The organism is Streptomyces sp. NPDC018947 (genome assembly GCF_044390505.1).
GTDB lineage: Bacteria > Actinomycetota > Actinomycetes > Streptomycetales > Streptomycetaceae > Streptomyces.
On sequence record NZ_JBIRZD010000003.1, the window covers coordinates 302,498 to 322,649 of the forward strand.

Sequence of the window (20,152 nt, forward strand, 5' to 3'; positions counted from 1 at the left end):
GGGGGGCCGACTCCGGCGGCGGAGGCGCGATCGGCGGGCCCCCGGCCGCCGGGCCTGCGCCGCCCGGGCCCCCGGGTTGCCGGGCCTCCGGGCTCCCGGGCCGCCCGCCGGGTTGCCGGGTCCCCGGGTCGCTGGGCCGCCGGGCCGGCAACCCGGTCGGGCCAGGCCGTTCCGTACCCGCCCGCCCGGCAACCGCACGGCCCGCACCCGGGCTGGGCATGTGCCCGACCGGCTGTTCCTCCTTCGGGGGCGGCCGACCGGCCGCGGCCCGGGCCTCCGCTCGGCCACTGTGCGGGGCGTGCGGGGCCGTTCGGTGTACCCGTCCGACCGGCGACCGCTCCGTGCGCGTCCGGGCCGGGCACGGGACCGGGCCGACCGGCCACGGCGTGCCGCGTACCGGCGCGATCGCCGCGTCGCGCAGCCGCCCGTGGCGCGCGTCCGGGCCCGGGGCCCGGCACGGGCCCGACCGGTCACCGGGCCCGGTACGGGGCCTGGCCGACCGGCCGGTGTGCGGCGCGTGCCGGTGCCGGGCACGGGCCCGGCTGACGGCGCGATCGCCGTGCCGCGCAGGCGCCGGGCGTCGCGCGAAGGCGCCGGGGCCGTGGCAACCGCCCGCAACGCCCGGCCGGGCGCCGTGGGGTCAGAGCGCGGCCAGGCGGGCCGCCTCGTGGGCGCAGCCCCAGGCGACCGTCACCCCCGCGCCGCCGTGGCCGTAGTTGTGCACGAGCAGCCGCCCGTCCGCGAGCCGCTCCCGCTCCAGCCGCACGGCGTCCCGCACCGGACGCAGCCCCACCCGGTGCTCCAGCACCCGCGCCCCGGCGATCTCGGGCCGCAGCGCCGCGCACCGCCGTACGATCGCCTCCGCGACGGCCGGGTCCGGCTCCGCCGACCACGCGTTCTCCTCGGCCGTGCCGCCCAGGACGAGCCGGCCGGCGTGCGGGAAGAAGTAGGCCATCTCCCCGGAGACCGGGTCGGTGGAGACCACCCAGGTGCGGATCCCCGGGTTCTCCACCACGACCAGCTGCCCCCGCACCGGACGCACGGACGCGTCCGGCACCAGCTCCCGGGCGCCCAGCCCCGTGCAGTTGACGACGACCGGGGAGTCGACCTCGGACAGGTCCGAGACCGCCCGGGACTCCACCGCGCCGCCCGCCGCCGTCAACCGCTCCCGCAGCCAGGGCAGATGCACCGACATGTCGATCAACGGCAGCGCGGCCCACAGCCCCGACCCGCCGTACTCCTCGGCCCGCACCGCGCGCAGCCCGGGCAGCCGCGCGGTCGCCCACCCGTCGACCTCGTCCAACTCCGTCTCGCCCAGTACCCCTTCGGCCACGCGGACGCCCGTCGCCGCGGACCGCGCCGCCAGCTCCTCGTACACGTCCAGCGAGCGCAGCGCCCACTCCCGCGCCAGCGCCATCGGCTCGATCCGGTACGGCCACCACAGCGCGCCCGCGACGGCCGAGGTGGTGCGCTCGACGGGCTCCCGTGTCCACACCCGCACCCGCCTGCCGCGTTCGGCGAGCACGACGGCCGTCGTCAGCCCGATCACGCCGCCGCCGACCACCACGACCTCGTCATCCAGTTCGGTTTCCACACCCGGGACGATAGGCCGTGCCCGCCCGGTACGTCAGCGTGCGCTCACATCGGCGGCGTCGGGGGAGGCGCGGGCCGGCGCGCACCGCATCCCCCTGCACGCCGAGTCGGTCGCAGAGCTGCCCGGTGGCGCGGACGCCGGGAAGCGTGCCGGTGGCGCCGTGATGCCGGAGAAGCCCGGCTGAGCGGCCCTCCGCACCGCGGCTAGGATCGACGGTCTGATGACTGCCACCCTCGTCGCCAAGAACCTCGCCGCCGGCCACGGCGACCGCTCCCTGTTCACCGGGCTCGACCTCGTCGTCGCCCCCGGCGACGTGATCGGACTCGTCGGGGCCAACGGCGCGGGCAAGTCCACCCTGCTGCGGATGCTCGCCGGCCTGACCGCCCCGGAACAGGGCGAGCTGCGGCTCTCCCCGCCGCACGCGACCGTCGGCCACCTCCCGCAGGAACCGGAACGCCGGCCCGGCGAGACCGTCCGCGCGTTCCTCGCCCGCCGCACCGGCGTCACCGAGGCCCAGCGGACGATGGACGAGGCCACCCAGGCCCTGGTCGACGGCGTCCCCGGCGCCGACGACGCCTACGCGACGAGCCTGGAGCGCTGGCTGGCCCTCGGCGGCGCCGACCTCGACGACCGCGCGGAGGAGACCGCCGCCGTCCTGGGCCTGACGGTCGACCTGGAGCAGCCGATGACGGCTCTGTCCGGCGGCCAGGCCGCGCGGGCCGGCCTCGCCTCCCTCCTCCTGTCCCGCTACGACGTCTTCCTGCTCGACGAGCCGACCAACGACCTCGACCTGGACGGTCTGGAACGCCTCGAACGCTTCGTGACCGGCCTGCGCGCCGGCACCGTCGTCGTCAGCCACGACCGGGAGTTCCTCACCCGCACGGTCACCAAGGTCCTCGAACTCGACCTCGCCCAGCGGCGGATCAACCTCTACGGCGGCGGCTACGAGGCCTACCTGGAGGAGCGCGAGGTCGCCCGCAGGCACGCCCGCGACGAGTACGAGGAGTACGCCGACAAGCGCGCCGCCCTCCAGGACCGGGCGCAGATGCAGCGCACCTGGATGGACAAGGGTGTCAAGAACGCCCGGCTCAAGGCGGGCAACGACAACGACAAGATCGGCCGCAAGTTCCGCAGCGAGGCCAGCGAGAAGCAGGCCGCCAAGGCCCGCCAGACCCAGCGCATGATCGAACGCCTGGAGGTCGTCGAGGAGCCGCGCAAGGAGTGGGACCTGCGCATGGAGATCGCGTCGGCGCCGCGTTCCGGCGCGGTCGTCGCCACCCTGCGCGACGCGGAGGTCCGGCGCGGCGGCTTCACGCTCGGCCCGGTCTCCCTCCAGATCGACTGGGCGGACCGCGTGGCGGTGACCGGGGCCAACGGCGCGGGCAAGTCCACGCTGCTCGGCGCCCTGCTGGGCCGCATCCCGCTCGACGCCGGGCACGCGGCGCTGGGCTCGGGCGTCCTGCTCGGCGAGGTGGACCAGGCCCGCGCCCTGTTCCACGGGCCCGAGTCGCTGCTCGACGCCTTCCGCACGGCCACACCGGACACCGAGCCGGCCGAGATCCGCACGCTGCTGGCCAAGTTCGGCCTCAAGGCGGACCACGTGACGCGCCCGGCCGCGACCCTCTCCCCGGGCGAACGCACCAGGGCCGCGCTCGCCCTGCTCCAGGGCAGAGGCGTCAACCTCCTGGTCCTGGACGAGCCGACCAACCACCTCGACCTGCCGGCGATCGAGCAACTGGAGTCCGCCCTCGACGCCTACGAGGGCACCCTCCTCCTGATCACCCACGACCGCCGCATGCTCGACGCGGTCCACCTCACCCGCCGCCTGGAAGTGACGGACGGCAAGGTGACGGAGCGCCCGTAGGCAGCGGCAGCCCCGGGCAGTCGTAGGCGCCGGGCGGCGCGGCCCACCCCCGCGCCCGCACCCGCGTCGGGCGACCGGCGAAGGCGGGGGGCACGCACCCCCGCCGACCCGGTCCCCGGCATCCGCGACCGGCGCCGCGCGCCTACGCCAGCCCGGCCCGCCGCAGCGCGTCGGCCATCGCCCCGTTGGCCGGAGCGGGCGCGGCCGACCGGCCCTTCCCCCCGGAGCCCTGCCGCTGCTGCTGCCGCTGCCGAGGCGGCCTGCCCCCGCGCTCCCGCTTCTGCTCACCCTGCGCGGCGGCCTCGTCGTCCAGCCGCAACGTCAACGAGATCCGCTTGCGCGGCACATCGACGTCCAGCACCTTCACCTTCACGATGTCCCCGGGCTTCACGACGTCGCGCGGGTCCTTCACGAACGTCTTCGACATCGCGGACACGTGCACCAGCCCGTCCTGGTGCACACCGACGTCCACGAACGCCCCGAACGCGGCCACGTTCGTGACGACGCCCTCCAGCACCATCCCGGACGCCAGGTCGGAGATCTTCTCCACGCCCTCCTTGAAGGTGGCCGTCTTGAAGGCCGGCCGCGGGTCCCGCCCCGGCTTCTCCAGCTCCTTGAGGATGTCGCTCACCGTCGGCAGACCGAACTTCTCGTCCACGAACTCCGCCGGCCTCAGCGACCGCAGCACCGCCGTGTTGCCGATCAGCCCGGCGACCTCCTGCCCGGTGTTCTTCACCATCCGGCGCACCACCGGATAGGCCTCGGGGTGCACGCTGGACGCGTCCAGCGGATCGTCCCCGCCCCGGATCCGCAGGAAGCCCGCGCACTGCTCGTACGCCTTCGGTCCGAGCCGCGGGACCTTCTTCAGCTCCGTCCGCGACCGGAACGGCCCGTTCGCGTCCCGGTGCGCCACGATGTTCTCCGCGAGCCCGGAGGTGATGCCGGAGACGCGGGCCAGCAGCGGCGCGGAGGCCGTGTTGACGTCCACGCCCACGCCGTTCACACAGTCCTCGACCACCGCGTCCAGGGAGCGCGACAGCTTCACCTCGGACAGGTCGTGCTGGTACTGGCCGACACCGATCGACTTCGGGTCGATCTTCACCAGTTCGGCCAGCGGATCCTGGAGCCGCCGGGCGATCGACACCGCGCCGCGCAGCGACACGTCCATGTCCGGCAGTTCCTGCGAGGCGAAGGCGGAGGCCGAGTACACCGAGGCGCCGGCCTCGGACACCATCACCTTGGTGAGCTTCAACTCCGGGTGCTTGGCGATGAGTTCACCCGCGAGCTTGTCGGTCTCCCGGGACGCCGTGCCGTTGCCGATCGCGACCAGCTCGACGGCGTGCTCCTTCGCCAGCCGGGCCAGCCTGGCGATCGCCTCGTCCCACCGGTTGGCCGGGACGTGCGGGTGGATCACGTCCGTGGCCACGACCTTGCCGGTCGCGTCGACCACGGCGACCTTCACGCCCGTACGGAAGCCCGGGTCCAGGCCGAGCGTCGCGCGCGTACCGGCCGGAGCGGCCAGCAGCAGGTCGCGCAGGTTCGCCGCGAAGACGTCGACCGCCTCGTCCTCGGCGGCCGTGCGCAGCCGCAGCCGCAGGTCGATGCCGAGGTGGACCAGCACGCGGGTGCGCCAGGCCCAGCGGACCGTGTCCGTGAGCCACTTGTCGCCGGGCCGGCCGCGGTCCGCGATCCCGAACCGGCTCGCCACGATCGCCTCGTACGACGAGGGTCCGTCGGTGGGCTCCTCGGGCTCCAGGACGAGGTCGAGGACGTCCTCCTTCTCGCCGCGCAGCATCGCCAGGATCCGGTGCGAGGGCAGCTCGGTGAACGGCTCGGTGAAGTCGAAGTAGTCGGCGAACTTGGCGCCGGCCTCCTCCTTGCCCTCCTTGACCTTGGCGGCGAGCCGCCCGCGCGCCCACATGCGCTCGCGCAGCTCGCCGATCAGGTCGGCGTCCTCCGAGAACTTCTCGGTGAGGATCGCCCGGGCGCCGTCCAGCGCCGCCTGCGCGTCGGCCACGCCCTTGTCCGCGTCGACGAACGCGGCGGCCGCGGCGAGGGGGTCCACGGACGGGTCGCCGAGCAGCCCCTCGGCCAGCGGCTCCAGACCGGCCTCCCGGGCGATCTGCGCCTTGGTGCGTCGCTTGGGCTTGAACGGCAGGTAGATGTCCTCCAGGCGGGCCTTGGTCTCGGCCGCGCGGATCCGGGCCTCCAGCTCGTCCGTGAGCTTGCCCTGCTCGCGCACCGAGTCGAGGATCGCCGTCCGCCGGTCCTCCAGTTCCCGCAGATAACGCAGCCGCTCCTCGAGCGCGCGGAGCTGCGCGTCGTCGAGCATCTCGGTCGCTTCCTTGCGGTAGCGGGCGATGAAGGGCACCGTCGAGCCGCCGTCGAGCAGCTCCACGGCGGCCTTCACCTGCCGCTCCCGTACGCCGAGCTCCTCGGCGATCCTGCTCTCGATGGACCTCGCGTCGATGGACGCGCTGGACCCGGGTGTCGTCACGATCCCGTACCGCCTTCTCACAGAGGTTGCGCGGCAATTGTGGCAGGTGGAGCCGACGATCGGGGATCAGGGCGCGACCCGGGCCCGTCGCGGCCGGACGACCTCCGGGCGGGCATCAGGCCCCGCGGCCGTGGGCGGAGGACGAGGCCCCGCCGAAGAGCCGGGCCAGAGCCCGGAAGGGAAGCGTGACGACGGTGGCGATGGCGCCGCCGATCTGGCGCAGGACGTCTGCGATGGCACGGAACACGGAAAACCCCTTTCTTCTCCCGGCCCCTGCGGCCGGGAGAAGACGGGTACCTCGGGATCGCCCCCGCATGCCCCACCCGCGCCCGTCCCGCCACTCGTGACGCGCCGGACGGTGCGTGCCGAGCGGTGTGCTGCGGACGGGCGTGTCGTTCACCGCCGCCGCTCAGCCCCGGCCGGACCGGGGCCGCGGCACGACCCGCCGCGCGCGTTCCGTAAGCCCGCTGCCGGACGACCGGAACGGCGCGCCGTCCGGCCCGTGCCGCACCGGACCGCTCACTTCTTGCCGATCAGATCCGCCGGGAAGGCGCCCGCGCCGAGTGCCGTACGGGAGAAGCCCGTTGCCAGTTCCGTCAGGCGCTCCACGCCCTCCGCGCCCAGGTGGGCGTAGGGGGCCGCGTCCATCCGGTCGGTGTCCCGCTCGACGCCGTCGCGCAGCGCCACGCCCCGCTCGGTCAGCTCGCCACGGGCGTCGAGCAGCCCCCGGCCGCGCAGCCGCTCGACGGCGGCGTCCCACTCCTGCGGCGTCCAGCCGCGGGTGGTGAAGACCCACTTGGGAGTCATGCCCCTGCCGGTCGCGGTGTGCGTCACCAGCGCCTCCAGCCCGTCGAGGCCCGCGGCCATCAGCGCGGCGAGGTGCCCGTCGCCGCGGTGCTCGCGCAGCAGGGTCGCCGCGTGCCACAGCGCCAGGTGCGGCTCGCCGGGCACGGGCAGGTCGGCGTGGGCCGAGTACAGCGGGCGGGCGGAGCGCGAGCAGGCCTCTGCGGCCCGCAGCGCCAGGCCGGCCGCCTCCGCCATCCGAGGGGAGGCCACCGCCTCCTCGCCCAGCAGGCGGCGCAGCGTCGCGTCGACGGCACGTACGCGTGCCTCGAGGACCTGCCCGGGCGCTGCCTTCTCCCACACCGCGGGCACGTGCCGGGCGACCAGGTCGTGCTTGTAGTTGTAGAACGCCGCGGTCACGACGCCGGCGCCGACCGGTCCGAGCGCGGCGGCGCGCACCGCGAAGTTGACGGCCGGGGCGTCGGTGATCCCGAGGGCGGCGAGTTCCCGGCCCAGGTCGGGCGAGAAGTAGTGCGTCGAGTGCAGCGAGTTCAGCGCGTTGTGGCAGCGGCGGCCGGCGCGTGCGTCCAGGGCGGCGGTTGTCATGAACGGCACGTTACCAACCGCTCAGTACGTCCTCCAGGTGTGCGAGGAGCATGGCCGAAAAGGTGGGGAGCCCGTCATTGCGGCCATCGCCGGAGGCCCGAAGAATCGGCGGCATGGCGCAGCGCACCGTTCTCGTCGTCCTCTTCGACGACGTCCAGAGTCTCGACGTCACCGGCCCCGTGGAGGTCTTCGCGGGCGCCGAGAAGCACACGCCCGGGACGTACCGCATCCGCACGGCGTCGCTGGACGGCGCCGCCGTGCGGACCTCCAGCGGCCTGGCCGTCGTACCGGACGAGGCGCTCACCGGGGCGCCCGTGCCGCACACCCTGCTCGTCCCCGGGGGCCACGGCACCCGGCACCCCGATCCGCGTCTGATCGAGTGGCTGCGCGCGCACGGGTCCCGGCCCCCGCGCCTGGTCTCCGTGTGCACCGGTGCCGCCCTGCTCGCGGCGGCCGGTCTGTTGGACGGCCGCCGCGCCACCACGCACTGGGCGTACTGCGACCGGCTCGCGCGCGAGCACCCGGCCGTCGAGGTCGACCCCGACCCGATCTACGTCCGCGACGGCCACGTGGCGACCTCCGCCGGTGTCACCTCCGGGATCGACCTCGCCCTCGCCCTGGTGGAGGACGACCTCGGCCGGGACGTCGCCCTCACCGTCGCCCGCCACCTGGTGGTCTTCCTGCGCCGGCCCGGGAACCAGGCCCAGTTCAGCGCCCAGCTCGCCGCCCAGACCGCGCGCCGCGAGCCGCTGCGCGAGGTTCAGCAGTGGATCACCGAGCACCCCGGTGCCGATCTGAGCGTCGAGGCCCTCGCCGCCCGCGCCGCCCTCTCCCCGCGCCACTTCGCCCGCGCCTTCCGGTCGGAGACCGGCACCACGCCGGGCCGGTACGTCGACCGCGTGCGCGTGGAGCACGCCCGGCGGCTGCTGGAGGAGACGGGCGACGGCGTCGAGGAGATCTCCCGGGCCAGCGGCTACGGCACACCCGAGGCCATGCGCCGCGCCTTCGTCAGGACCTTCGCGACGTCACCGGCCGAGTACCGCCGCCGGTTCCGGCCCGCGCACGCCGCCACCGACTGAAAACCCCGCCACCGACCGGAAGGAACCCGATGCAGATCGCCGTGGTCCTCTTCGACCGCTTCACCGCCCTCGACGCCGTGGGCCCGTACGAGGTCCTGAGCCGCGTCCCGGACGCGGAGACCGTCTTCGTCGCCGAGCGGACCGGCCCCGTCCGCAACGACACGGGAAGCCTTGCGCTGACGGCCGACCGCACCCTCGCTGACGTCCCGGCCCCGGACGTCGTCGTCGTGCCGGGCGGCCCCGGCCAGGACGCGCAGATGGACAACGGGACCCTGCTGGACTGGCTGCGCGCCGCCGACGCCCGCAGTACCTGGACGACCTCGGTGTGCACCGGCTCCCTGCTGCTCGCCGCGGCGGGTCTGCTCACCGGCCGCCGCGCCACCTCGCACTGGCTGGCCCTGGACCTGCTGAAGCGGTTCGGCGTCGAGCCGACGGGGGAGCGGGTCGTCACCGACGGCAAGTACGTCACCGCGGCCGGCGTCTCCTCCGGCATCGACATGGGCCTCACCCTGGTCGGCCGGATCGCCGGCGACGAACACGCCCAGGCCGTCCAGTTGCTCACGGAGTACGACCCGCAGCCGCCCTACGACGCCGGGTCCCCGCGGAAGGCCCCGGCGCGTCTCGTCGAGGAGTTCCGCGGGACCAGCCGGTTCACCCTGACGTAGGCACGCTCCAGCCGAAACGCGGCTGCCTGCGCTCCAGGAAGGCGGCGACACCCTCGGCGGTGTCGCCGCTGCCGCGTGCCTGCGCCGCCCAGTGGTCGTCCCGGTCCGTGCGCCCGTTCGCGAACTCCTTCGCCGCCGCCTGCGTGAGCTGCGAACGGGACACCAGTACGCGGGTGAACTCGGCCACCCGCTTGTCGAGTTCGTCCCCCGGGAGCACCTCGTCCACCAGACCCGTGCGCAGGGCCCGGTCCGTGTCGATCAACTCCCCGGAGAACAGCAGGTACTTGGCGGTGGCCGGTCCCACCAGCGACACCAGCCGCCGCGTCGCCGACGCCGGGTACACCACGCCGAGCCTGGCGGGGGTGACTCCGAACAGGGCACCCTCCTCGGCGAACCGCAGATCGCAGGCCGCCGCCAACTGGGCGCCGCCGCCGACGCAGTGCCCGCGGACCACCGCCAGCGTCGGCTTGGGGAAGGCCGCGAGGGCCTCCTCGGCGCGTACGGCGAGCCCCTGGGCCTCCTGCGGCGACTCGCGCAGCGTGGAGATGTCTGCCCCGGCGCAGAAAGTGGCCCCCTCGCCGGTGAGCACCAGCGCCCGCACCGCCGGGTCGCCCGCCAGGGAGTCCAGCACTCGCGGAAGCGCCCGCCACATCGCGGTCGTCATGGCGTTGCGCTTGGCCGGGTGGTGGACGACGACGGTGGCGACCGAGTCGGCGACCCGGTGCAGCAGCTTCGGCTCCATGGCCCGGATGCTATCCGGCCGTCCGAACGGGGCACGGAGCAGGTACGGGGCGGACAGGAACGGTCCCGCATCCGACCGGGTCATACGTCAACGATCAGAACCGTTCGATACCCGCTGACTTGTGTTCAGTCATCCGGTGCGGAGGGAGGCGTTACCAACACTCAGGGGTGTGGTGACAATCGAGCCCCAGGGTGGCGACCGGACGATGGACGAGACCGCGCCCGCGCAGCCGCTGCCGTACGAAGGCGTCTGGCGGTTCACCGCGCCCGCCGTCGACGCGTCGGTCCCGCAGGCGCGGCACGCCGTCCGGGAGCTGCTGCTGCGCCAGGGCGTGCCCGTCTCCGAGGACGTGGCCCAGGGCCTGCTGCTGATCGTCTCCGAGCTGGTCACGAACGCCGTGCGGCACGCGGCGGTCCTGTCGCCGATGCTCGCCGTCGAGGTCGCCGTCGGGCCCGAGTGGATCCGGCTGTCCGTCGAGGACGACCACCCCTACCGCCCGACCGCCCTGGAGACGGACCACGGGCGGACGGGCGGCAGGGGGCTGCTCCTGGTCCGGGAGATCACCCGGGAAGCGGGCGGGGCGTGCGACGTGGCCCACACGGCGGGCGGCGGCAAGGTGATCTGGGCCGCCCTGCCGCTCGGCCCCGCCCCGCGCTAGCCGGCTCTCACCAGCCGGCGGACGGGCCGGTCAGCTCGCGGACGGCGGGCCGGGCCGCGTCCAGCACCGTCATGAACCACGCGGAGAAGGTGTCCTTCGCGTGCCGTTCGGCCAGCTCGGCCGGGGTCACGAAGACCGTCTCGGCCACTTCCTGCGCGTCGGGCCGCAAAGGCGCCTGCACCAGGCCGACGAACAGGTGGTTGAACTCCTGCTCGACCAGCCCGGACGCCGGGTCCGGGTGGTTGTAGCGCACCGTGCCCGCCTCGGCGAGCAGCGACGGGGAGACGCCGAGCTCCTCGAACGTCCGCCGGGACGCGGCGGCGAACGGCGCCTCACCGGGGTAGGGATGGCCGCAGCACGTGTTGGACCACACGCCGGGGGAGTGGTACTTGCCCAGCGCCCGCTGCTGGAGCAGCAGCCGGCCGCGCTCGTCGAAGAGGAAGACGGAGAAGGCACGGTGCAGCCGCCCCGGCGGTTGGTGCGCGGAGAGCTTCTCCGCGGTACCGATCGTGACGCCGTTCTCGTCGACCAGTTCCAGCAAAATCGCGTCTGCGGTGCCGTTCGACGAACTGTGCGTCGCGGTGGCAGGAGTGATCGGCATACCCATCCTTCACATCGGTCCTCGCGCCCCAAGTGTGCCCCACGCGTCCGGCACTCCCGGCACTTACCGGCGTACCCGCATGTCCCGCGCGCTCGCGCGGGCGGCGGACACCGCCGTCGAACGCCGAGGGGGGCCCGAGGGAAGATCGTTCCCGGCGCCGCCCTCCGGGAACCGTCCGCGGCCCGGCGGCGGGACGGCCCCGGCGGACCGCCGGCGCGGGGGGTCCGCCGGCCTCAGTGGCACAACCGGGCCTCGTGCTCCGCGTGGCCGCTGGGTTCGAGCTGGAAGGTGCAGTGCTCCACGTCGAAGTGGTCGCCGAGGCAGCCCTGCAGCTCGTGCAGCATCTTCTCGTGCCCGAGCGCGCTCAGCACCTCGCCGCTCACCACCACGTGCGCCGACAGCACCGGCATCCCCGACGTGATCGTCCAGGCGTGCAGATCGTGGACGTCCTCGACACCGTCCAGCGCCAGTATGTGCGCGCGCACCTCGGCGATGTCCACGCCCTTCGGGGCCGCCTCCAGCAGCACGTCGAGCGTCTCGCGCAGCAGCCGCCAGGTGCGCGGCACGATCATCAGGCCGATCACCAGCGACGCGATCGGGTCGGCCGGCTGCCAGCCCGTGGCGAGGATGACCAGCGCCGAGACGATCACCGCGACCGACCCCAGCGCGTCCGCCGCCACCTCCAGGAAGGCGCCCCGCACGTTCAGGCTCTCCCGCTGCCCCCGCATCAGCAGCCCCAGCGACACCGTGTTCGCCACCAGACCGATCGCGCCGAAGACGACGGTCAACCCGCCCGCGGTGCCCGCCGGTGTGATGAACCGCTCGATCGCCTCGTACAGGACGTACCCGCCGACCCCGAGCAGCAGCAGACAGTTGGCCAGGGCCGCGAGGATCTCGGCGCGGGCGTAGCCGAAGGTGCGCCGGTCGCTCGGCGGCCGGTTCGAGAAGTGGATCGCGAGCAGCGCCATGCCCAGCCCGAGCGCGTCCGTCGCCATGTGCGCCGCGTCGGCGACCAGCGCGAGCGAGTCGGCGAGCACCCCGCCGACGATCTCGACGACCATGACGGTGAGGGTGATCGCCAGCGCCACCCTCAGCCTGCCGCGGTACGCGGCCGTCGCCGTGCCCCCGGTGTGCGCGCCGTGAGCGTGTCCGTGATCGTGCCCAGCCCCCATGAAAGCCGCCTCCCTGTTGCGTGCCCGGCTCACAGTCAACTACGGGAGGGGGGTATCCGGCAACGCGGCACTGAACACCGTTGTCATATCCCCTGACCTGCGCAAACGTTCCGCAGGTCAGGGCGCTGCGGGGTCCGGGGGCGGCGCTCCCGCCGTGCCGCCGGCCGCTCGCCCGCACGCCGGGTCCTGACCCTCCGCACATGCCCGCCGACCCTGCGCGACGCCCTTGATGTCCGTTTGGGGAGCGCGGTTTGTGGGGCGGGCCCCGCATCCACAATGATGATCGCGGCCAAGGCGGGTGCAAGCGGCGTCGACCGTCCGTGAAACGGGCGGTGAACACGGTGTTCCAGGCATCCGATAACCTCGGCCGACATGCCGCCCGGGTGCCCCAGGCACGGGCGCACCGCCATGTACAGGCCCGGCGCGCTGGCGCCGGCACCAGGGAGTGAGTTCGGTTTGTCGACCGCCATCCTCACCGGTCAGCCGGTTCCCGGTTCGTCCGTCGAGGGCGAGCTGCGGTCCCTCGGCTTCGACGTGCGGATCGCCTCCGGCACGGCCGACGCCGAGACGCTGCTGGCCCGGGTACCCGCCTCCGAGCGGGTCGCCGTGGTCGACGCCCGCTTCGTCGGCCATCTGCACGCGCTGCGTCTCGCCCTCACCGACCCGCGCTTCCCGCTCGCCGCGATCCCCGGCGCCGTGACCGCCCGGCCGGAGGGCCGCCAGGCCCTCACCCGCGCCATGGCCCGCGAGAACTCCGGGGGCGGCGGCACGGCGGGCTGCGGTGCCCAGGCCCGGGCGACCACGAGCGTGGGCGACGTCGACAGCCTCGCCGACCGGATCGCCACCGCCCTCGACGCCGACGGCGCCGACGTGCACCGGCCCGAGCTCGGCAGCCTCGTCGCCACGGTCCCCGCCGACCCGCAGGCCCGCAACGAGGCGCGGCAGGCCGTCGCGTCCGTCGACGACGAGGCCGTACGCCTGAAGTCGGCCGTCAAGGCCCGCGACGGCTTCGTCACCACCTTCCTCGTCAGCCCCTACTCCCGCTACATCGCCCGCTGGTGCGCGCGCCGGGGCCTGACCCCGAACCAGGTGACCACCGCCTCCCTGATCACCGCGCTCATAGCGGCGGGCTGCGCGGCCACCGGCACCCGCGGCGGCTTCGTCGCCGCCGGCGTCCTGCTGATCGCCTCGTTCGTCCTCGACTGCACCGACGGACAGCTCGCCCGCTACTCCCTCCAGTACTCCACGCTCGGCGCCTGGCTGGACGCCACCTTCGACCGGGCCAAGGAGTACGCCTACTACGCGGGCCTCGCCCTCGGAGCCGCCCGCGGCGGCGACGACGTGTGGGCCCTCGCCCTCGGCGCGATGGTCCTCCAGACCTGCCGGCACGTGGTGGACTTCTCGTTCAACGAGGCCAACCACGACGCCACCGCGAACACCAGCCCCACCGCGGCCCTCTCCGACCGGCTCGACAGCGTCGGCTGGACCGTCTGGGTGCGCCGCATGATCGTGCTGCCCATCGGCGAACGCTGGGCCATGATCGCGGTCCTGACCGCGGTCACCACTCCCCGGATCACCTTCTACGCGCTGCTGATCGGCTGCGCCTTCGCCGCGACGTACACCACGGCGGGCCGCGTGCTGCGCTCGCTGACCCGTCGCGCCACCCGCACCGACCGGGCGGCGAAGGCGCTGGCCGACCTCGCGGACTCCGGCCCGCTCGCCGAGGGCGTCGCCACGGCGCTGCGCGGGCCCGCCCGGCGGCTGCCCGGCTTCACCGCCCCCGTCGTCGCCCTGCTGGGCGGCCTCGCCGTCGTCGCCGCGTGCGCGTTCACCGACTTCGGCAGCCCCTGGCCGGCCGTCGCGGCCCTCGCCTACGTCCTGACCTCCGGCCTCGCCGTCGCCCGCCCCCTCAAGGGCGCCCTCGACTGGCTCGTCCCGCCCTTCCTGCGCGCCGCCGAGTACGGCACGGTCCTCGTGCTGGCGGCCCAAGCGGACGTGAACGGGGTGCTTCCGGCGGCTTTCGGGCTGGTGGCCGCGGTCGCCTACCATCACTACGACACGGTCTACCGCATCCGCGGCAACGCGGGTGCGCCCCCGCACTGGCTGGTGCGGGCGACCGGGGGGCACGAGGGACGCACGCTGCTGGTCACGGTGCTGGCCGTGCTGCTCACCGCCACCCACTTCAAGGTCGCGCTCACGGTCCTCGCCGTGGCCGTCGCCCTCGTGGTGCTCGTCGAGAGCATCCGCTTCTGGGTCGCCGCCCACAAGGTCGGCGCACCCGCCGTACACGACGAAGGAGAACCCGCATGATCGGCCTCGTGCTGGCGGCCGGCGCCGGACGCCGTCTGCGCCCCTACACCGACACCCTGCCCAAGGCGCTGGTCCCGGTCGGTCCCGAGGGCGCCGAGGACGACCTCACGGTGCTGGACCTGACGCTCGGCAACTTCGCCGAGGTCGGCCTGACCGAGGTCGGGGTGATCGTCGGGTACCGCAAGGAGGCCGTGTACGAGCGCAGGGAGGCGCTGGAGCGGAAGTACGGCGTCAAGCTCACGCTCATCGACAACGACAAGGCCGAGGAGTGGAACAACGCCTACTCCCTGTGGTGCGGCCGTGACGCCCTCAAGGACGGCGTGATCCTCGCCAACGGCGACACCGTGCACCCGGTCTCCGTCGAGAAGACCCTGCTCGCGGCCCGTGGCGACGGCAAGAAGATCATCCTCGCCCTGGACACCGTGAAGTCCCTCGCCGACGAGGAGATGAAGGTCGTCGTCGACCCCGACAAGGGCGTCCGGCGCATCACCAAGCTGATGGACCCGGCCGAGGCGACCGGCGAGTACATCGGCGTCACCCTCATCGAGGGCGAGGCCGCCGCCGAGCTGGCCGACGCGCTGAAGACCACCTTCGAGCGCGACCCGCAGCTCTACTACGAGGACGGCTACCAGGAGCTGGTGGACCGCGGCTTCAAGATCGACGTGGCGCCCATCGGCGACGTCAAGTGGGTCGAGATCGACAACCACGACGACCTCGCCAGGGGACGGGAGATCGCGTGCCAGTACTGACGAGGCTCATCCCGTCGCCGGTCGTCGTCGACATCCGCCCCGGTGCCCTCGACGACCTGGGATGTGTGCTCGCCGACGAGCGCATCTCCCACTCCGGCAAGCTCGCCGTGGCCGTGAGCAACGGCTCCGGCGCGCGGCTGCGCGAGCGCGTCGCCCCGTCCCTGCCCGGTGCCGACTGGTTCGAGGTCGGCGGCGGCACGCTGGACGACGCGATCAAGCTGGCCGGCGCCATGAAGGGCGGCCACTACGACGCGGTCGTCGGCCTCGGCGGGGGCAAGATCATCGACTGCGCCAAGTTCGCCGCGGCGCGGGTCGGTCTGCCGCTGGTCGCCGTGCCGACCAACCTCGCCCACGACGGCCTGTGCTCCCCGGTCGCCACCCTCGACAACGACGCGGGCCGCGGCTCCTACGGCGTCCCGAACCCCATCGCGGTCGTCATCGACCTGGACGTCATCCGCGCCGCCCCGGTGCGGTTCGTCCGGGCCGGCATCGGCGACGCCGTCTCCAACGTCTCCGCTATCGCGGACTGGGAGCTGGCCAACCGCGTCAAGGGCGAGCGGATCGACGGCCTCGCCGCCGCGATGGCCCGCCAGGCCGGCGAGGCCGTGCTGCGGCACCCCGGCGGCGTCGGGGACAACGAGTTCCTCCAAGTGCTGGCCGAGGCGCTGGTGCTCAGCGGCATCGCCATGTCCGTCTCCGGCGACTCGCGCCCGTCCTCGGGCGCCTGCCACGAGATCAACCACGCCTTCGACCTGCTCTACCCGCAGCGCGCGGCCGCCCACGGCGAGCAGTGCGGCCTGGGCGCGGCCTTCGCGATGTACCTGCGCGGCGCCCACGAGGAGTCGGTGTACATGGCGCAGGTGCTGCGCCGGCACGGGCTGCCGGTGCTGCCGGAGGAGATCGGCTTCACCCCGGCCGAGTTCTTCCGCGCCGTGGAGTTCGCCCCGCAGACTCGGCCCGGCCGCTACACGATCCTCGAACACCTCGACCTCAAGACCGACCAGATCAAGGACATGTACGCCGACTATGTCAAGGCCATCGGTAGCTGAACTACGCCCGGTCGTCCACCCCGCGGGGGTCAAGGACCGGCGCAGCGGTGAGCACTGGGCGGGACGCCTCTACATGCGCGAGGTCTCGCTGCGGATCGACCGCTACCTGGTGAACACCAGGGTCACGCCCAACCAGCTCACGTACCTGATGACCGTCTGCGGCGTCCTCGCGGCCCCGGCACTGCTGGTGCCGGGGATCACGGGCGCCGTGCTCGGTGTCGTCGCGGTCCAGCTCTACCTGCTGCTGGACTGCGTGGACGGCGAGGTCGCGCGCTGGAAGCAGCAGTACTCGCTCGGCGGCGTCTACCTCGACCGCGTCGGCGCGTACCTGACCGACGCCGCGGTCCTGGTCGGCCTCGGCCTGCGCGCCGCCGACATCTGGGGCACGGGGCGGATCGACTGGCTGTGGGCCTTCCTCGGCACCCTCGCCGCCCTCGGCGCCATCCTGATCAAGGCCGAGACCGACCTCGTGGGCGTCGCCCGGCACCAGGCCGGGATGCCGCCGGTCAAGGAGGCCGCGTCCGAGCCCCGCTCCTCCGGCATGGCCCTGGCCCGCCGGGCCGCCGGGGCGCTCAAGTTCCACCGCCTGATCCTCGGCATCGAGGCGTCCCTGCTGATCCTCGTCCTCGCCGTCGTGGACGCGAGCCGGGGAGACCTCTTCTTCACCCGCCTCGGCACCGCCGTCCTCGCCGGCATCGCGATGCTGCAGACGCTGCTGCACCTGGTGTCCGTCCTCGCCTCGAGCAGGCTGCGATGAGCGCGCCGATGAAGGTCGGCGCGGTCGTCATCACCATGGGCAACCGCCCCGAGGAGCTGCGCGCCCTGCTCGACTCGGTCGCGCGGCAGGACGGCGACCCGGTCGAGGTCGTCGTGGTCGGCAACGGCTCGCCCGTGCCGGAGGTCCCAGAGGGCGTGCGCACCGTCGAGCTGCCGGAGAACCTCGGCATCCCCGGCGGCCGCAATGTCGGCATCGAGGCCTTCGGCCCGGGCGGGCAGGACGTCGACATCCTGCTGTTCCTGGACGACGACGGCCTGCTCGCCCGCACCGACACCGCCGAGCTGTGCCGCCGGGCGTTCGCGGACGATCCGGAGCTCGGCATCATCAGCTTCCGCATCGCCGACCCGGACACCGGGCAGACCCAGCGCCGGCACGTGCCGCGGCTGCGCGCCTCCGACCCGATGCGCTCCTCGCGGGTCACCACGTTCCTCGGCGGCGCCAACGCCGTCCGCACCAGCGTCCTCGCGCAGGTCGGCGCCCTGCCGGCCGAGTTCTTCTACGCCCACGAGGAGACCGACCTGGCCTGGCGGGCCCTGGACGCGGGCTGGATGATCGACTACCGGTCCGACATGGTGCTGTACCACCCCACGACGGCGCCCTCGCGGCACGCGGTCTACCACCGCATGGTCGCCCGCAACCGGGTCTGGCTCGCCCGCCGCAACCTCCCCGCGCTCCTCGTCCCCGTCTACCTCGGGGTGTGGCTGCTGCTGACACTGCTGCGCCGCCCCTCGGGCCCGGCCCTCAAGGCCTGGTTCGGCGGATTCAAGGAGGGCTGGGCCACCGCGTGCGGTCCTCGCCGGCCCATGAAGTGGCGTACGGTGTGGCGGCTGACCTGGCTGGGCCGGCCCCCGGTGATCTGACAAGCTCGTACCCCGGGAGCGTCCCGGCCGTCCGGGGCCCGACAGGCACGTGCCAGGCTCGTACGGGCCGCGCATCGACGAAGACGAAAGTTTCCACTGTGAGTGAGACAACGCACGACGGCACGGTCGCCATGACCAGGCCCGTGTCGCCCGACGAGGGCCTCACGGCGGCAGAGCTCGCCGCCAAGTACGGGCTGGCCGTGAGCGGCGCCCGGCCGTCCCTCGTCGAGTACGTCCGCCAGCTCTGGGGACGGCGGCACTTCATCCTCGCTTTCTCGCAGGCGAAGCTGACCGCCCAGTACAGCCAGGCCAAGCTCGGCCAGCTCTGGCAGGTGGCCACACCGCTGCTGAACGCGCTCGTCTACTTCCTGATCTTCGGCCTGATCCTGGACGCCGGCCGCGGGATGCCGAAGGACGTCTACATCCCGTTCCTGGTCACGGGCGTGTTCGTCTTCACCTTCACGCAGTCCTCGGCGATGGCGGGCGTACGCGCGATCTCCGGCAACCTCGGCCTGGTGCGGGCGCTGCACTTCCCGCGCGCCTCGCTGCCGGTCTCCTTCGCGCTCCAGCAGCTCCAGCAGCTCCTCGCCTCGATGATCGTGATGTTCGCGGTCGTCGTGGGCTTCGGCAGCTACCCCTCCCTGTCCTGGCTGCTGGTCGTACCCGCGCTCGTCCTCCAGTTCCTCTTCAACATGGGGCTGGCGCTGATCGTGGCGCGGATGGGGGCGAAGACCCCCGACCTCGCCCAGCTCATGCCGTTCATCATGCGCACGTGGATGTACGCGTCGGGCGTCATGTTCTCCATCCCGATCATGCTGGAGGGCAAGCCTGCCTGGCTGGCCGACGTGCTCCAGTGGAACCCGGCCGCCGTCTACATGGACCTGATCCGCTTCGCGCTGATCGACGGGTACGGCTCCGAGAACCTGCCGCCGCACGTGTGGGCGGTCGCGCTCGGCTGGGCCGTGCTCCTCGCCGTGGGCGGCTTCGTGTACTTCTGGAAGGCGGAGGAGAGGTACGGCCGTGGCTGAGCAGCAGCAGGGCGAGCGGGTGCCGACGGTCATCGCGGACGACCTGCACATCGTCTACCGCGTCAACGGCGCCAAGACCGGCAAGGGCAGCGCCACCGCGGCCCTCAGCCGCATCGTGAAGCGGGGCCAGGAGCGCGGGGTGCGCAAGGTGCACGCCGTGCGGGGCGTCTCCTTCGTCGCCTACCGGGGCGAGGCCATCGGCCTGATCGGTTCCAACGGGTCGGGCAAGTCGACCCTGCTGCGGGCCATCGCCGGCCTGCTGCCCGCAGAGAAGGGCAAGGTCTACACCGACGGGCAGCCCTCGCTGCTCGGCGTGAACGCGGCCCTGATGAACGACCTGACCGGCGAGCGCAACGTCATCCTCGGCGGCCTCGCCATGGGCATGACCCGCGAGGAGATCAAGGCCCGCTACCAGGACATCGTCGACTTCTCCGGCATCAACGAGAAGGGCGACTTCATCACCTTGCCCATGCGCACCTACTCCTCCGGCATGGCCGCCCGCCTGCGCTTCTCCATCGCCGCCGCCAAGGACCACGACGTCCTCATGATCGACGAGGCGCTGGCCACCGGTGACCGCAAGTTCCAGACCCGCTCCGAGGAGCGCATCCGCGAGCTGCGCAAGGAGGCCGGAACGGTCTTCCTGGTCAGCCACAACAACAAGTCCATCCGCGACACCTGCAATCGCGTCCTGTGGCTGGAACGCGGTGAGCTGCGCATGGACGGACCGACCGACGAGGTGCTCAGGGAGTACGAGAAGTTCACGGGCAAGTGACCGACACGCCGAGGCCCCGCCGGAACTGTTCCGGCGGGGCCCGCGTCTGCAAAGGAAGCGTCAACTCCCGGCCCGTCCAGGAATCTTGGAGTCGACCGGTGCGTTCTCGTGTTGCGCGGAGCACCCCGGCAGAACCCGGTCAGTCGTACGACGTAAGCTGTAGCGGTCCCGAAACGCGGCACATGGGGCGATAATGCCCGTCACCCTCGAGCGGGCCTGCCGCGCGGGCGGCCGGGCGGCGTGTCCGAAATAGTGTGTATTGGGTCCGCAGTGTAGAACGGGAGATGTGACGGCAATGGCTACGGAAACTCCCCTGCTCCGCGAAGCGTGCGCCGTCCCCGTCCC

The 20,152-nt window shown here is 73.3% G+C and carries 18 protein-coding genes; 11 read left to right on the forward strand and 7 right to left on the reverse strand.

The genetic code is table 11. The features are described 5' to 3' along the window. Positions 1–640 precede the first annotated feature (640 nt). Positions 641–1,594 (reverse strand): FAD-dependent oxidoreductase, encoded by a 954-nt coding sequence (locus ACH499_RS09405; RefSeq protein ID WP_399014493.1) that lies wholly within the window; start codon positions 1,592–1,594, stop codon positions 641–643. Positions 1,595–1,814: 220 nt separating this feature from the next. On the opposite strand from ACH499_RS09405, the gene ACH499_RS09410 reads away from it, so the two are divergent. Next, the gene (locus tag ACH499_RS09410) at positions 1,815–3,458 is read left to right on the forward strand and encodes an ABC-F family ATP-binding cassette domain-containing protein (RefSeq protein ID WP_399014495.1); all 1,644 of its coding nucleotides are present in this window, start codon (positions 1,815–1,817) and stop codon (positions 3,456–3,458) included. 142 nt (positions 3,459–3,600) lie between these two features. On the opposite strand, the gene ACH499_RS09415 is transcribed toward ACH499_RS09410, so the two are convergent. The 3 genes from ACH499_RS09415 to ACH499_RS09425 all read right to left on the reverse strand — a co-directional run bounded on the left by ACH499_RS09415 (position 3,601) and on the right by ACH499_RS09425 (position 7,344). Next, positions 3,601–5,955, reverse strand: coding sequence for a Tex family protein (locus ACH499_RS09415; protein WP_399014497.1), 2,355 nt, complete (start codon positions 5,953–5,955; stop codon positions 3,601–3,603). 115 nt (positions 5,956–6,070) lie between these two features. Next, positions 6,071–6,202: an LPFR motif small protein gene (locus tag ACH499_RS09420; RefSeq protein WP_356201090.1), complete on the reverse strand. Its 132-nt coding sequence runs from the start codon at positions 6,200–6,202 to the stop codon at positions 6,071–6,073. 272 nt (positions 6,203–6,474) lie between these two features. After that, positions 6,475–7,344 (reverse strand): hypothetical protein, encoded by an 870-nt coding sequence (locus tag ACH499_RS09425; RefSeq protein WP_356201089.1) that lies wholly within the window; start codon positions 7,342–7,344, stop codon positions 6,475–6,477. A gap of 113 nt (positions 7,345–7,457) precedes the next feature. On the opposite strand from ACH499_RS09425, the gene ACH499_RS09430 reads away from it, so the two are divergent. After that, entirely contained in the window at positions 7,458–8,423 is a 966-nt protein-coding gene (locus tag ACH499_RS09430; RefSeq protein WP_356201087.1) for a GlxA family transcriptional regulator, read from the forward strand. Positions 8,424–8,452: 29 nt separating this feature from the next. After that, a complete protein-coding gene (locus ACH499_RS09435; protein ID WP_399014501.1) occupies positions 8,453–9,088 on the forward strand; it encodes a DJ-1/PfpI family protein in 636 nt (211 codons plus the stop codon). On the opposite strand, the gene ACH499_RS09440 is transcribed toward ACH499_RS09435, so the two are convergent. Further along, complete coding sequence (locus tag ACH499_RS09440) at positions 9,075–9,830, reverse strand: enoyl-CoA hydratase-related protein (protein WP_356201084.1); 756 nt, start codon at positions 9,828–9,830, stop codon at positions 9,075–9,077. The genes ACH499_RS09435 and ACH499_RS09440 overlap by 14 nt on opposite strands. Before the next feature lie 205 nt (positions 9,831–10,035). On the opposite strand from ACH499_RS09440, the gene ACH499_RS09445 reads away from it, so the two are divergent. After that, positions 10,036–10,488 (forward strand): ATP-binding protein, encoded by a 453-nt coding sequence (locus ACH499_RS09445; RefSeq protein ID WP_356201235.1) that lies wholly within the window; start codon positions 10,036–10,038, stop codon positions 10,486–10,488. Between the two features lie 7 nt (positions 10,489–10,495). On the opposite strand, the gene idi is transcribed toward ACH499_RS09445, so the two are convergent. Both idi and ACH499_RS09455 read right to left on the reverse strand, forming a co-directional pair. Further along, positions 10,496–11,089, reverse strand: a complete 594-nt coding sequence (gene idi, locus ACH499_RS09450; RefSeq protein ID WP_356201083.1) for an isopentenyl-diphosphate Delta-isomerase — start codon at positions 11,087–11,089, stop codon at positions 10,496–10,498. 233 nt (positions 11,090–11,322) lie between these two features. Continuing rightward, positions 11,323–12,261, reverse strand: a complete 939-nt coding sequence (locus ACH499_RS09455) for a cation diffusion facilitator family transporter (RefSeq protein ID WP_399014504.1) — start codon at positions 12,259–12,261, stop codon at positions 11,323–11,325. 456 nt (positions 12,262–12,717) lie between these two features. On the opposite strand from ACH499_RS09455, the gene ACH499_RS09460 reads away from it, so the two are divergent. The 7 genes from ACH499_RS09460 (at position 12,718) to ACH499_RS09490 (ending at position 19,807) form a co-directional block, all read left to right on the forward strand. Then, positions 12,718–14,571: a DUF5941 domain-containing protein gene (locus ACH499_RS09460; RefSeq protein WP_399014506.1), complete on the forward strand. Its 1,854-nt coding sequence runs from the start codon at positions 12,718–12,720 to the stop codon at positions 14,569–14,571. Further along, complete coding sequence (locus ACH499_RS09465) at positions 14,568–15,320, forward strand: phosphocholine cytidylyltransferase family protein (RefSeq protein WP_356201078.1); 753 nt, start codon at positions 14,568–14,570, stop codon at positions 15,318–15,320. The genes ACH499_RS09460 and ACH499_RS09465 overlap by 4 nt, the downstream gene beginning before the upstream one ends. Continuing rightward, positions 15,308–16,369, forward strand: a complete 1,062-nt coding sequence (locus tag ACH499_RS09470) for an iron-containing alcohol dehydrogenase family protein (protein ID WP_356201076.1) — start codon at positions 15,308–15,310, stop codon at positions 16,367–16,369. Before ACH499_RS09465 ends, ACH499_RS09470 begins: the two co-directional genes overlap by 13 nt. Then, on the forward strand, positions 16,347–17,126 hold the full coding sequence (locus ACH499_RS09475; RefSeq protein WP_356201074.1) for a CDP-alcohol phosphatidyltransferase family protein: 780 nt from the start codon (positions 16,347–16,349) through the stop codon (positions 17,124–17,126). Before ACH499_RS09470 ends, ACH499_RS09475 begins: the two co-directional genes overlap by 23 nt. A gap of 8 nt (positions 17,127–17,134) precedes the next feature. Then, positions 17,135–18,007: a glycosyltransferase family 2 protein gene (locus tag ACH499_RS09480; RefSeq protein WP_399014754.1), complete on the forward strand. Its 873-nt coding sequence runs from the start codon at positions 17,135–17,137 to the stop codon at positions 18,005–18,007. A gap of 98 nt (positions 18,008–18,105) precedes the next feature. Then, a complete protein-coding gene (locus ACH499_RS09485) occupies positions 18,106–19,035 on the forward strand; it encodes an ABC transporter permease (RefSeq protein ID WP_356201072.1) in 930 nt (309 codons plus the stop codon). Continuing rightward, on the forward strand, positions 19,028–19,807 hold the full coding sequence (locus ACH499_RS09490) for an ABC transporter ATP-binding protein (RefSeq protein WP_356201070.1): 780 nt from the start codon (positions 19,028–19,030) through the stop codon (positions 19,805–19,807). Before ACH499_RS09485 ends, ACH499_RS09490 begins: the two co-directional genes overlap by 8 nt. The last annotated feature ends 345 nt before the right edge of the window (positions 19,808–20,152 follow it).

What these genes read in the sequence shown, in the direction of transcription:
- ACH499_RS09410 (WP_399014495.1), top strand. Translation starts at nt 1,815, where the DNA reads ATGACTGCCACCCTCGTCGCCAAGAACCTCGCCGCCGGCCACGGCGAC.
- ACH499_RS09425 (WP_356201089.1), bottom strand. Translation starts at nt 7,344, where the DNA reads ATGACAACCGCCGCCCTGGACGCACGCGCCGGCCGCCGCTGCCACAAC.
- ACH499_RS09430 (WP_356201087.1), top strand. Translation starts at nt 7,458, where the DNA reads ATGGCGCAGCGCACCGTTCTCGTCGTCCTCTTCGACGACGTCCAGAGT.
- ACH499_RS09435 (WP_399014501.1), top strand. Translation starts at nt 8,453, where the DNA reads ATGCAGATCGCCGTGGTCCTCTTCGACCGCTTCACCGCCCTCGACGCC.
- ACH499_RS09440 (WP_356201084.1), bottom strand. Translation starts at nt 9,830, where the DNA reads ATGGAGCCGAAGCTGCTGCACCGGGTCGCCGACTCGGTCGCCACCGTC.
- ACH499_RS09445 (WP_356201235.1), top strand. Translation starts at nt 10,036, where the DNA reads ATGGACGAGACCGCGCCCGCGCAGCCGCTGCCGTACGAAGGCGTCTGG.
- idi (WP_356201083.1), bottom strand. Translation starts at nt 11,089, where the DNA reads ATGCCGATCACTCCTGCCACCGCGACGCACAGTTCGTCGAACGGCACC.
- ACH499_RS09455 (WP_399014504.1), bottom strand. Translation starts at nt 12,261, where the DNA reads ATGGGGGCTGGGCACGATCACGGACACGCTCACGGCGCGCACACCGGG.
- ACH499_RS09465 (WP_356201078.1), top strand. Translation starts at nt 14,568, where the DNA reads ATGATCGGCCTCGTGCTGGCGGCCGGCGCCGGACGCCGTCTGCGCCCC.
- ACH499_RS09475 (WP_356201074.1), top strand. Translation starts at nt 16,347, where the DNA reads ATGTCAAGGCCATCGGTAGCTGAACTACGCCCGGTCGTCCACCCCGCG.
- ACH499_RS09480 (WP_399014754.1), top strand. Translation starts at nt 17,135, where the DNA reads ATGAAGGTCGGCGCGGTCGTCATCACCATGGGCAACCGCCCCGAGGAG.